The sequence below is a fragment of the Aquimarina spinulae genome (genome assembly GCF_943373825.1).
GTDB classification, from domain to species: domain Bacteria; phylum Bacteroidota; class Bacteroidia; order Flavobacteriales; family Flavobacteriaceae; genus Aquimarina; species Aquimarina spinulae.
In genome coordinates this window covers 1,357,624-1,370,188 of the sequence record NZ_CALSBP010000002.1, presented here as the reverse complement: position 1 = coordinate 1,370,188, position 12,565 = coordinate 1,357,624, and the positions used below count along the sequence as shown (strand labels likewise).

General features: G+C 33.1%; 11 protein-coding genes. 6 read left to right on the top strand and 5 right to left on the bottom strand.

Translation table 11 applies throughout. The annotated features are described in order from the left end of the window. Positions 1-42 precede the first annotated feature (42 nt). Both NNH57_RS11760 and NNH57_RS11755 read left to right on the top strand, forming a co-directional pair. On the top strand, positions 43-900 hold the full coding sequence (locus NNH57_RS11760) for a carbonic anhydrase (RefSeq protein ID WP_254504159.1): 858 nt from the start codon (positions 43-45) through the stop codon (positions 898-900). 250 nt (positions 901-1,150) lie between these two features. After that, a complete protein-coding gene (locus NNH57_RS11755; RefSeq protein ID WP_082994838.1) occupies positions 1,151-1,849 on the top strand; it encodes a Crp/Fnr family transcriptional regulator in 699 nt (232 codons plus the stop codon). A gap of 18 nt (positions 1,850-1,867) precedes the next feature. On the opposite strand, the gene NNH57_RS11750 is transcribed toward NNH57_RS11755, so the two are convergent. The 4 genes from NNH57_RS11750 to NNH57_RS11735 form a co-directional block, all read right to left on the bottom strand. Beyond that, positions 1,868-3,109: a cation:proton antiporter gene (locus tag NNH57_RS11750; protein ID WP_108807382.1), complete on the bottom strand. Its 1,242-nt coding sequence runs from the start codon at positions 3,107-3,109 to the stop codon at positions 1,868-1,870. Positions 3,110-3,122: 13 nt separating this feature from the next. Next, a complete protein-coding gene (locus NNH57_RS11745) occupies positions 3,123-3,296 on the bottom strand; it encodes a hypothetical protein (protein WP_159099157.1) in 174 nt (57 codons plus the stop codon). Between the two features lie 5 nt (positions 3,297-3,301). Then, positions 3,302-4,048 carry a hypothetical protein gene (locus NNH57_RS11740; RefSeq protein ID WP_074407572.1) on the bottom strand — a complete coding sequence of 249 codons (747 nt, stop codon included), beginning with the start codon at positions 4,046-4,048 and terminating at the stop codon, positions 3,302-3,304. Positions 4,049-4,117: 69 nt separating this feature from the next. Continuing rightward, positions 4,118-5,728, bottom strand: a complete 1,611-nt coding sequence (locus NNH57_RS11735; RefSeq protein ID WP_074407573.1) for a glutamate synthase-related protein — start codon at positions 5,726-5,728, stop codon at positions 4,118-4,120. A 663-nt stretch (positions 5,729-6,391) separates the two neighbouring features. Between NNH57_RS11735 and NNH57_RS11730 the strand changes: the two genes are divergently transcribed. The 4 genes from NNH57_RS11730 (at position 6,392) to NNH57_RS11715 (ending at position 11,558) form a co-directional block, all read left to right on the top strand. Next, positions 6,392-7,684: a DUF5690 family protein gene (locus NNH57_RS11730; protein WP_108807381.1), complete on the top strand. Its 1,293-nt coding sequence runs from the start codon at positions 6,392-6,394 to the stop codon at positions 7,682-7,684. After that, positions 7,671-8,825 (top strand): TIGR03364 family FAD-dependent oxidoreductase, encoded by a 1,155-nt coding sequence (locus NNH57_RS11725; RefSeq protein WP_074407575.1) that lies wholly within the window; start codon positions 7,671-7,673, stop codon positions 8,823-8,825. Before NNH57_RS11730 ends, NNH57_RS11725 begins: the two co-directional genes overlap by 14 nt. A gap of 2 nt (positions 8,826-8,827) precedes the next feature. Next, positions 8,828-9,514, top strand: coding sequence for an HAD hydrolase-like protein (locus NNH57_RS11720; protein WP_074407576.1), 687 nt, complete (start codon positions 8,828-8,830; stop codon positions 9,512-9,514). A 220-nt stretch (positions 9,515-9,734) separates the two neighbouring features. Further along, positions 9,735-11,558 (top strand): hemopexin repeat-containing protein, encoded by a 1,824-nt coding sequence (locus tag NNH57_RS11715; RefSeq protein WP_108807379.1) that lies wholly within the window; start codon positions 9,735-9,737, stop codon positions 11,556-11,558. A 43-nt stretch (positions 11,559-11,601) separates the two neighbouring features. Here NNH57_RS11715 and NNH57_RS11710 read toward each other — a convergent pair whose 3' ends face one another. Beyond that, positions 11,602-12,180, bottom strand: coding sequence for a helix-turn-helix domain-containing protein (locus tag NNH57_RS11710; RefSeq protein ID WP_082994839.1), 579 nt, complete (start codon positions 12,178-12,180; stop codon positions 11,602-11,604). Positions 12,181-12,565: the final 385 nt, after the last annotated feature.

Sequence of the window (12,565 nt, the reverse complement as noted above, 5' to 3'; positions counted from 1 at the left end):
CTAATACTTTTGGCAGAATAGTAAACACAAATTCAACGTATTATGAAATCAATTTTTTTTAAGTATTTATTTACTTTGGCTTTAATCTATGGATTAGCGTCCTGTGAGAATGAAAAAACAGATATTCTGGATCAAAATATTAATCAGGATATTCATGAAAATGACGAGACAAATTTAGGAAACCTCTTTTTTGGACGAAAAAGTTCATCAGATTGTCATTTTGAGTACGAGGGACAAGAAGGTCCAGCATTCTGGGCTGATCTTTGCGGCGAAGATTGGAAAGATTGTGGAGGTAATGCACAGTCTCCAATTGATATTATAACCGATGATGCAGATGATGATGATACTATTAATAATATCAATACCAATTATACTACAAGTACTACAACTATTGTTAATAATGGTCATACTTTACGTTTTGATTATACTCCTGGTAGTTCGGCTTCATTAAACAATATTGATTATGATCTTTTACAGTTTCACTTTCATACAGGTAGTGAGCATACTGTAGATGGAAATAGATATCCTATGGAGATGCATTTGGTACACAGAAACCCAACTACTGGTTTGTTGGCAGTAGTCGGTATTTTTTTTACCGAAGGAGTAGAAAATGAAGTTTTGTCTCAGTTTATGAATAATCTTCCCGAACATGAGGGCGAATATTACACAAGTAATGAGGAGTATCATATAGCCGATATACTTCCTGATACTATGGATTTTTACACCTATAGTGGTTCTTTAACGACTCCTGCCTGTTCAGAAATTGTTACCTGGTATGTAGTTAAACAACCTATCCAGGCAACACATGCACAGTTAGAGCAATTTAAGCATATCATGCATGAAAATTTCAGACCAGTTCAAGAATTGAATGGAAGAATAGTTCGTTCTAATGATGATTAAAGGTTAAGTTTCCCCATCACTAACCTAAATTGAGAGAAGAGGTTGTCTTTAGAAATAAGGAGAGCCTTTTCTTTATGGTTAAGATAATGTATACCATTACATTTATCTCTTTTTTTGCTATTAAGACACAATATAAAGTAGTCTTGTCTTTGCAATAAATTCATGATTTTTACGTTAAATTAACATAAAAAATGTTAATTTTTGAATCAAATGTCGTTTTTAAATAAGATTCACTAAATAATTATACCCTATGATTAGTGCTCTTTTCCCCAATAAGCAATATTCATTTATACATGAATCGTTTTTACAGTGTATTCCAGATGATGTATTAGAAATAATTGAAGAAAAAAAAACTGTTCTTAAGCTTAAAAAAGGTCAGGTATTGTTTCATGAAGGATCAATCCCGACTGTGGTATATATACTAAAGCAAGGAAAAGTAAAAAAATATGCTACTGGGTTAAATGGAAAAGAACATATTTTTCATTTGGTAGGAGAAAATAGAATTCTTGGCCATCATAATATATTATGTAATGAAACCTATTCCCATTCTGCTGCTTGTTTAACAGAATGTATATTTTATTTAATTCCTAAACACATTTTCTTTTCGATCATAGAAAATAATCGAGACATGTTGAATCGTTTATTACAAAATATTAGTCATGAGTTTGGGGTATTTTTAAATAATTCTAAGATTCTGGCTCAGCATAGTGTTAGAGAACGAACTGCTTTGTCTATCATAAAACTGGAAGAATTCTTTAATGAAGAATCAATTATGAACGTGGGAGTTAAATTATCAAGGAAAGACCACAGTAATATAGTGGGAACATCGATTGAGTCTTTAGTTCGTGTATTGCATGATTTTAAGGAGGAGAGAATTATTGAGATCCGAGAAAATGTAATTATGGTTAAAGACATGGAAAAACTAATAAGTATAACTAACCTCGTATAACGATGATTTTATGATTGGTTAATCGTATAGTTTCTTTACTAATTTCCCTATACTAAGTCCTTGTATAATAATAGAAAATAGGACTACTACATAAGTAATATATAATATGATTTCTGAAGAAGTATTATCGGCTAAACTTAATGCTAATGCGATAGAAATCCCACCTCTTAAGCCTCCCCAGGTTAATATAGTTACCGTTTTTATTGGGTTGTTTTCTGAATGTTTCAACAAAGAATAGGGAATAAATACAGAAATGAATCGCGAAATCAATACAATCAGGATAGCTATAGTTCCCAAGATTAAATGATCCAGGTCAAATTTTAATAAATGAATGGCTAATCCAATAAGCACAAATAAAATACCATTAAACACATCATCAAGTACTTCCCAAATATCATTGAGCATTTTTCTGGTTGGACCTTTATTTGTAGCAATATTTAATTTATTTCCAATGATCATTCCTGCAACTACCATAGCTAATGGGCCAGAAACATGGATAAGAGATGCAAATGCATAACCACCCATTACAATTGCCAGGCTAATCATTACCGCCAATTGAGGATTGTCTTTTACAGATTTGATAGATTGATATCCAATAAAACCAAGAAGTCCTCCATATAATATTCCGCCAATAGCTTCTTCAAGAAAAAGCTTTCCTATTTCAGAGGTTATAGAACCTTCTATAGGATGCTCTCCCATCCCCGCAAGAATCAATATTGCAGAGAAAACTACAACTCCGATACCATCATTAAAAAGCGATTCCCCCTCAATTTTAATCCCCAGGCTTTTAGCAATATTAGCCTTTTTAAGAATAGCCATTACTGCTATTGGATCCGTAGGAGAAATCAAAGCACCAAATAGTAGGGCATGCAGAAAAGGAAGTTCAAGGCCAATTAGTTGTGCAGCTCCAAAGGTTAATCCACCTACAATAATAGTAGAAATTAGTACGCCGAATGTTGCAAATAAAAGGATGGGCCATTTTTCTTTTGCTAATTCGTCAATGTTTACATGCAACGCTCCTGCAAAAAGAAGAAAACTTAAGATCCCATCTAATAGTAAAGATCTAAAATCTGAGTTGGTAACAATATCACAAAAAAACTGATAGAATTCTGGGATAATACTTTTACTAATGGTTATGATTAGAATCGTAGCCAAACTCATCAGCATCAAACCAATTGTAGTAGGTAGTTTAAGCCACTTATAGTTCACAAAGTTGAAGAAAGCAGCGATAGCAAAAATGATACTGAAAGATTGTAACATGTTTTCTAAGATTTTATATTAATATATTTTTGAAACCATGATCGATTATTTTTTTGGTGTTAACATTTGTTATTAAATTGGTCTTGCCTGATTTTACTGCTCTAAATAAATATACATTTAGTGTAATCAGGCCTAATAAAGAACTAATAGTAGGTATTATAGTAGCCGGGATATACCAATGTTTCATAGTATTTAATTTTTATAGGCCGTAAATGCTTCTTCAAAAAAGGCAATAATTGTAGCTTTATTTACTCCAGAAATAGGTAAAACAGCGCCTTTAAACCCCTCATTATACCATTTTCCTGTTGTTAACGGTTTGAAATCAGAAGTGCCTAGGCTATCATGACCTTGATACCCACTGATATAGAAATAATAATCATTACACATCGTATCAGGAATGGCAAGCCCTATACCTATGGCAAGGCCAGATTCGTCTTCTAATGAGGCAAAAGCACCTGTGTCAAAGTGGTGAGGCCATATTCTAATCTCAGAATTTAGTAGATTATTTTGTAAAAATTCTTGGATAGCAGATTTGGATAATTTTCTAAATGCTACCAGTTCTCGTAATCTATCTGGATCTTTCAGTGTGTAGATATAGTCATTTGTTATCGTATAAGGCAAATCATAATGCAGAGCATAGTTATAAGGTGTATTGATATCGCTATCTTTTGCCATACGTCTTATCCATTGCAAAACTTCTGCATGCGAAGTACCATCTAATTGCAATGTCTTTGTTAAACTATGACTGTTCCACTCTAAAGCAAAAAGGTTATAATTAAGAGACAGTATATCTTTAGATGAATTAAGAGGTCTGGTATATAAAGTTCCTTTCTCTATAGAAAATCCCAGGTTAGTATGGCTATCATCATTTTTCTTTTCTAGAAAGCTAATCCCTGCAGCTGCCAGGTATTGCGCTGCTAAATGCATTTGAGTAGTCATATTTTGTTGATTTATTAGTTAGTCTTCGTTAGAAAAATTTCTTTTTTATTGTTTTAAACTGGGTTCTTACTACATAACACCAGCATAATTGATGCCTGTTAATCGGTGCATATCGTGATCAAAAGTTGAAAGGTCATCATGATTAAATTTTGAAACATCATCATATCCACAAGCTCTTGCAATTACCTTTATAAGGTCATTGGTCGCGTCAAAATAATTATGTAATTGTTTAGCAGAAGATTCTATAATCATTCTACTTCTTAAAGATTCTTTTTGTGTCGCAATCCCTACGGGGCAATTATTACTTCCGCAAGCACGCATCCCCAGACATCCAATCGCTTGCAGTGCAGAATTGGATACGGCAATAGCATCTGCTCCCAGCATCATTGCTTTTGCAAAATCTTCGGCAATACGAAGCCCTCCGGTAATGATTAATGATACGTCGTTTGCGCCTACTTTATCCAGGTATTTTCGTGCTCTTGCGAGTGCAGGTATGGTAGGAACATTAATATTATCACGCAAAATAGTAGGAGCAGAACCTGTTCCACCACCACGACCATCCAGAATAATGTAATCTACGCCTACATCTAATGCAAACTGTATATCTTTTTCGATATGACTGGCAGCAATCTTAAAACCAATGGGGATACCACCGGTTCGTTCACGTACCTGATCTGCAAAAGCTTTAAAATCTTGTACACCATGAAAATCCGGAAAGGTAGCTGGTGAAATTGCAGTTTGCCCTTGCTGTAATCCTCGAACTTCTGCAATCTCTTTACTTACTTTACTCCCGGGAAGATGCCCTCCGGTTCCTGTTTTTGCACCTTGCCCTCCTTTAAAATGAAAGGCCTGTACTTTATCTAATTTATCCCACGAGAATCCAAATTGCGCAGAAGCTAATTCATAAAAATATTTAGTGTTACTTTCCTGCTCCTGTGGTAGCATCCCACCTTCTCCCGAACAGATGCCAGTTCCTGCCATTTCTGCCCCGCGTGACAATGCTATTTTTGCTTCTCTAGAAAGCGCCCCAAAACTCATATCACTTACAAACAAAGGAATATCAATAGATAGGGGCTTTTGAGCATTGGGACCAATAATTACTTTGGTAGCTACTTCTTCATGGTCTAACAAAGGTCGGTTGGCTAGCTGAGCCGGTAGAAATTGGATATCATTCCATTTTGGAAGCGTATTTCTATCTACTCCCATTGATGCAGAGAATCCATGATGTCCCAGATTTTTTAAACCGTTTTTAGCTAATTCTTTAATATAACCTGTATAGGGTTCGGTTTCTTCAGGATGAGTATCTGCATAAGCACCGAGATATTCTTCACGGTTAAATGGTTGTGGGTGATCTGCGATATAAGAGTTGATTTCAATTTCATCTACATAGAGGTTGTCTCCTTCTGTTTTTGTGCTAAATTTATGTAAAACCTCGCTGTTGTTATACTCAGAAACACCAGTGTCATAGCGATAATCCCAACCATGTACTCCGCAGATGAGATTATGCCCATCGATATGACCATCTGCCATAAGCGCCCCTCTGTGTAAACACCTTCCGTATAATACAGAAATTTCATCATCATATTTTACAATGACCAAATCTAATCCATTTACCAAGGCGTGTGCGGGTTCTTTATTTTCTAAATTACTAAGTTGTGCTATTAAGACTGGTTGTTTCATCTATTTTTTATTAGTTTAAGTAGAACTTATTTTGATCTTGATCAGAATAAATATTGTATTTGGTCTCAAAACTTTAGTAAGACTTTCATTAGCTTACAATAATTGTTTTTGTTTTTTAGATAAAATTTACTAATAATCACTTCGTTATAGGTGTTGTTGTTTGCAAAAAAACAAACTCTAGTATAAAGGCAAATAGGCCTTGATTTATACTATTATACCTTGTGTAGGTAATGCAATAGAGTATTCTACTAGTTCATTAAATAGGTTAATTTCTTTAGAAAACTAATGTTAGCACATATATTCAAGAAAATAGGTTATTAGTTAGTAGTATTAAAAATACTCAATTCTAACCATACTATCTATCAATTAATTTTAAAAAAATACTTTAAGTTGATTTTTTTATCTATTGATTATCAATGATATAGGTTGTGTGGGGAATGGAAAAAAATAGATTCCTGTATTGTGTAATGATTAGTTTAGAATGATTTCAACCTCTTTTTCAAGATTAAGAATTCGTTATTAATGATCTTTATTTTGGAAATGTTTTTAATCTGAATTTTACAATTAATCAAAACTATGGTAAATATTTCTTAAACTCTATAGTTTTACAAATAGTAAAATATTTTTCATTTTTGAAGCTTAATATTTACTAATTGTAAAAATTTGAAAGAAACTAAATTATCTAACCTAAAATTTATCTTACATGCTTGTGTTGCTTCTTTTGGGGTATACTTCTGCATGTATGCGTTTAGAAAACCATTTAGTGTTGCGACTTTTGAGGGGTTTTCTGTTTTCAATATAGATTACAAAATCATATTGATTATTGCTCAAGTGCTTGGATATACTTTATCAAAGTTTTTTGGGATTAAAATAATTTCAGAATTAAAAACAGGGAAGCGTATATTTTATCTAATTGGGTTAATTCTTTTTGCAGAATTAGCATTACTACTTTTTGCGATTCTTCCTAGACCATACAATGCAGTTTCTTTATTTTTTAATGGCTTACCGTTAGGAATGATATGGGGTATTGTGTTCTCATATTTAGAAGGACGAAAATTTACAGAAATACTTGGGGTAGCCCTATGTTCTAGTTTTATTGTATCTAGCGGAATTGTAAAATCTATTGGTCTATATCTTATGAATACCTGGGATATATCTCAGTTTTGGATGCCCGCAACCACAGGAGTATTATTCATAATCCCATTAGTGTTTTTTGCATGGTTGTTAGAAAAGCTACCGGGTACTACCGAAGAAGATAAGAAAATGCGCTCTGCTCGTATGCCAATGTCTTCAATAGATAGAAAAAACCTGTTACGCTCCTTTCTTGTACCTATTATAGGAATTGTAGTGTTTTATACGATTTTAACTGCATTCAGAGACTTTAGAGATAATTTTGCTCGAGAACTTTGGGATAGTGTTGGTTATCAAGGAGATATATCGGTATATACCACTTCAGAAACTATCATTGCAGTAATAGTACTACTGATTTTAGGAAGTACATTCTATATCAAAAACAATGTAAAAGCTTTGTATATCTATCATCTTTTGATTTTAACAGGTGTCCTGTGTATTGGAGTTTCTACGTTACTATTTCAGTTAGAAATATTAAACCCTTTTATCTGGATGGTGATTTGTGGTTTTGGACTCTACATTTGTTACGTTCCTTTTAATTGCTTGTTTTTTGATCGATTTATTGCAGCATTCAAGGTAAGGGGAAATGCTGGATTTTTGATTTATATCGCAGATTCTTTTGGGTATTTAGGTAGCATATCTGCTTTGCTATATAAAAATTTTGGACAAGCAAATTTAACATGGTTAGACTTTTTTATTTATGGGGCATATGGTGTAACAGTATTAGGAGTATTCTGCATACTGGGGTCTTTGCTTTATTTTAAAAACGCATATCAAACTCGATTAAAAACGATACAAACAGAATTACATTATGAAAAAATATGACCTCATTGTTGTAGGAGGCGGAGTGCTAGGTACGTTCCATGCATATCATGCACTACAAAATGGATTACAGGTAGCCTTACTAGAAAAAAATAAAAGACCGCAAGGAGCTACGACTCAAAATTTTGGACAAGTAGTTCCATCTGGGATGAATACCAAATGGCAGGCCTATGGCAGGGAAAGTTTAAAAATCTACAAAGAGATTCAGCAACAATTTGATATTACTCTTCGGGAAAATGGATCAGTATATCTGGCTTCAAATCACGAAGAAGTAGAGCTTATAGAAGAACTTCATCAAATTAATAAGAACAACCAATATACCTCAGTACTATTAACCAAGGAAGAATGTCTGAAAAAATATCCGGGATTGCGATCGGATTATATAGAAGCAGGATTATTTTTCCAAGAGGAAGTTACTGTAGAATCCAGAGAAATGATTCATCGATTACAGGATTTTATGGTGAAACATATGAATCTAGCCTATTTTACTAATCAAAATGTAATTTCTTGTGAAGAAGTAACTACAACAGTAAAAGTTACCTCCTCTTCAGAAGAAGTTTTTGAAGCAGAAAAAGTGATCATCTGTAATGGAAATGAGTTTAAAAATCTATACCCAAAGCTTTTCAGTGAAAGTGATCTCGAAGTAACAAAATTACAAATGCTTCAAACTAAACCCCAATCGGGATATCAATTGCCAGGAAATATTCTAACAGGATGGTCGATACGGCGTTATGAAGCATTTACCGAGTGTGCTTCCTTTTCAGGAATTAAATCACAGGAAGATCCAGATTCACTTCAGAAAAAATGGGGAGTCCATATTTTGTTTAAACAGGCGCCAGACGGATCTGTAATTGTTGGAGATTCTCATGAATATGCCGATGCAAAACATATAGAAGATTTGGGATATGATTTAGATATGAATATAGATGATTTTATGATTTCTGAGGCACAAAAAATCATTGATTTACCAACTTATGATATTCAAAATCGATGGTACGGTATGTATTCTCAGTGTAAAACTAAGGACGTATTTCAGGAATCGATAGGTAATAATATCCATATCATAACTGGGATTGGAGGGAAAGGGATGACAGGAAGTGCTGGCTTTGCAAAAGAGAATATTACAAGAATTTTTAATATATAAATATGAATAAAAAAATTGAATTGGCTGTTTTTGATATGGCAGGAACCACAGTAAATGAAGATAATATAGTCTATAAAACCGTACAACAAGTCATTAATGATGAGGGGTATAACATTAGCCTGAATGATGTACTTGAATATGGAGCAGGTAAAGAAAAACATCAGGCTATACAGGATATTTTGACTAGTGTGACTTCTTGTGAAGAAGTAAAAAGTACTGCAAAAAGAGCATTTTCTAATTTCAAACCTATTTTAAAAAAACTATATACAGCGTTAGAAGTTGTAGCTTTCGAAAGGGTCGAAGAGTTATTCGATGTGTTGAAAAATAATGAGATTAATGTAGTTCTTAATACAGGATACGATGCAAAGACAGCAAATCAGCTTATTACAAAATTAGGGTGGAAAAAAGGAGAGCACTTTGATGCGTTACTGACAGCAGATGACGTAATTAATGGCCGACCACATAAAGAAATGATTTGTAAAGCAATGCAAATGTTTGATATTACAGATGCTTCTAAAGTATTAAAAGCAGGAGATTCTGCAATAGATATCGAAGAAGGTAAAAATGCAGATTGTGGTATTACCGTTGGAGTTTTAACCGGAGCACAAAATAGAGAACAACTAGAAAAAGCGAAACCAGATTATATTGTAAATGAGTTAATAGAGTTGATCAATATTATATTTTATTAGATCAACGTTTTAATTGTTTGTTTATGAAAACCGCCAAAAGGCGGTTTTTTAATGTTAATTAGGAAATATAAAGTTAACTAATAGTAAAATTTTCTTTATAAAAAGAAATGCTAAGTATTAATTTAATTATCAAATGATTAAGTTGATATTTAGATGATTTTTGATTTTAATATTTGTATAGTTTTGATTCAAAATATTACTAATATTAAAAAATCAACTTATGAAAACAAAACTCTTTTTAAAACTTATTTTTCTTGTTTTCCTGGTATTTATAACAGGATGTGAAGAAAATCTACCAACCAATCCTAACGATACATCAAAACAAACATCGACGCATAAAAAAGTACTACTAGTGGGGATCGATGGATTGCAATTTGAAAGAATTACTGCTCTCAACACCCCAAACCTGGATAAGCTACATATTTCGAAAGCTTATACTGGTGGAATCAAAGGAAATTTGAGCCAGCAAGCAACATCAAGCGGCCCGGGATGGACATCAATTTTAACAGGAGTCTGGAAAGATAGACACGGTGTGCCTAATAACAGTTCGGGAACCTATAAATCTAAAGTCAAAAGCATATATAGACTGATTAAAGAAAATAAAAACAATACATCTATAGCAAGTATTGCGACCTGGAGTCCTATTCACGAATTCTTACAGAATGATATGTCTCTGGTCGATTATAGAAATGAAGGAGGTAGTGATGCTAATTCAACTAATCTAGGAGTACATCAAATATCAAATAGTAATCATGATTTGGTATTTATTCATTTAGATAATGTTGATATTGTAGGGCATGCATCTGGGTTTGGCAGTGCATATGACAATGCAATTATTGCTGCCGATCAGCAATTGGGTCAGTTAATGGATGCTATTACACAGCGCTTAGCAACCAAAAATGAAGATTGGTTGATTATGGTTACTACGGATCACGGTAGAAATTCAAACGGAGGATATAGTCATGGAGGAGCTACAGAATCCGAAAAAACAATATTTATAGGAATGAACAAACCCGGGAACCAGGAATTCAAATCTAAAATATCAAATCTTCCAAATACTGATTTTAATGGCTTGTATGGATATCCTGCACAAACATCTATTGTACCTACGATATTAAGACATATGGAAATCAATATTGAGACTAATTGGCAACTAAGCTCAGCTCCATTAATAGGTGTCGATGGACCAAGAAAATTGTTGTTTGTTAATAACAATCAAAATGAATTATTCTGGATATCTAATAGCGAAAATAATGCAGAGATCTACAAAAACAATCAATTAGTTACTACAGTGCCTGCTTCTCAAGGGAATTATCTAGACACAGCAACAAATGATGGGAAAACAACATACACTATTAGAATCGAAGAATCTACTGCATCGATAGAATCAAGGAACCAGAATTTAAAAATTATTGCATGTTTAGATTGGAATGATATGCTAAACAATAGAGCATATTTCTTTAGAAATGATGGGCAATATATACGCTATAATAAGTTAAAAGACGAAACAGATTTGGGATATCCAAAAGAGATAAATAATAGTTCGTGGCCTGGGTTAGGAGCCTACAAAGAATTGATCACAGCAGCATTTAAATGGAATAATCATAAAGGATATTTCTTTTTATCAGATGGAAGATACTTGAGATATGATATGAACGCAGATAAAGTAGATAATGGATATCCAGCTTTGATTAATAATAACAACTGGCCTGGTCTTGAAGGTTTGGGAGATAAGGTTATTGGAGCTGTAAACTGGAATAATGATAAAGCCTATTTTTTCTTAAAAGATGGTACTTACATTCGCTACAGTATTACCAATGACAGTGCAGAACCCGGTTATCCAAGACCTATAAATAATAGCAACTGGCCTGGATTAGGAAGTTACGCCACTTCTATTTCATCGGTTGTAGATTGGAATTCGAAGTACGTATATTTCTTTTTAATAGATAATACATATATAAAATATGATAAGCAAAAAGATGCTGTGGTTTCTGGGTATCCAAAAAATATAGATGATACTACATGGCCAGGAATTTTAAACTAAAAAAAGATAAACTGAATATAAAAGGCTGCCTTTGGTAGCCTTTTTAATTTCCTTTATCCAAAAAGAAATATAAAACAATCATTTTAGAAGATGTTTTTCCGCGATTTACAGGTACATGAGGAATCCGCCCATCAAAGAAAATCGAATCTCCCTCTTTCAAAAGAACTTCTTCGTCACCAATAATATAATGGCATTCTCCGGTTAGGATATATTTAAATTCATAAGCATCAGTTTCTACTTTATTACGTTCAGAACCTGGTTGCACTTCTAAAAAGACAGCTTCAAAACCAATAGAAGAAAGCTGTTTACCAAAAATGTATTTGTAGCTAAATCCAATAGCATCATCCTCTTTTTCGATAACACTGTACTCAGAAGCTCTGGTGACTAAAAATGTAAAATTAGTCTGACTAGGCATCCCATTAAAAAAAGCAGGAATCTCTATATCAAGCGCATTAATAATGTTTAGCAAAACAGGTAAAGAAGGTATAGTTCTTCCGTTTTCAATTCGGGAAATAAGTCCATTACTAACCCCAGCTTTAGTAGCAATGTCATTAATGGTTTTTTTATCGCTTTTACGAATTTCTTTTAGACGTTTACCAATACCTATTAAATAATCTTCCATTTGTTTGTAAATAGTAAATAATAGTATAACAATATTCTTAAAAGTAAAGACAAAGAAAATGTTTCTGATCGTAATATCAGGGAAATAACGAGTATTATTTAACAAATTTATTGTTGCTTCTGATTTAAGAATTAAAAAGGGAAGGACAATTTTATGCTTTCTAATGCACTACCCATGGTATTCTTTGGCTTTACTATGTACTTCATCAGAAGAAATGTGTTGTAACATGACATTTGTCATGTTTTTTCTAAAACGCAATACTTTTATTAGCGTTGTGAATTCTCAATGGATATACATACTCATCTATTTGCACTTTCTCATTAAGAGAAACCCTGAATAAGGTTTACCTAACCTTACGCCTATTTATTTCATATTAATCATTTTA

Coding starts and splice junctions, on each gene's coding strand:
- NNH57_RS11760 (WP_254504159.1), top strand. CDS start 43: ATGAAATCAATTTTTTTTAAGTATTTATTTACTTTGGCTTTAATCTAT.
- NNH57_RS11755 (WP_082994838.1), top strand. CDS start 1,151: ATGATTAGTGCTCTTTTCCCCAATAAGCAATATTCATTTATACATGAA.
- NNH57_RS11750 (WP_108807382.1), bottom strand. CDS start 3,109: ATGTTACAATCTTTCAGTATCATTTTTGCTATCGCTGCTTTCTTCAAC.
- NNH57_RS11745 (WP_159099157.1), bottom strand. CDS start 3,296: ATGAAACATTGGTATATCCCGGCTACTATAATACCTACTATTAGTTCT.
- NNH57_RS11740 (WP_074407572.1), bottom strand. CDS start 4,048: ATGACTACTCAAATGCATTTAGCAGCGCAATACCTGGCAGCTGCAGGG.
- NNH57_RS11735 (WP_074407573.1), bottom strand. CDS start 5,728: ATGAAACAACCAGTCTTAATAGCACAACTTAGTAATTTAGAAAATAAA.
- NNH57_RS11725 (WP_074407575.1), top strand. CDS start 7,671: ATGAAAAAATATGACCTCATTGTTGTAGGAGGCGGAGTGCTAGGTACG.
- NNH57_RS11720 (WP_074407576.1), top strand. CDS start 8,828: ATGAATAAAAAAATTGAATTGGCTGTTTTTGATATGGCAGGAACCACA.
- NNH57_RS11715 (WP_108807379.1), top strand. CDS start 9,735: ATGAAAACAAAACTCTTTTTAAAACTTATTTTTCTTGTTTTCCTGGTA.
- NNH57_RS11710 (WP_082994839.1), bottom strand. CDS start 12,180: ATGGAAGATTATTTAATAGGTATTGGTAAACGTCTAAAAGAAATTCGT.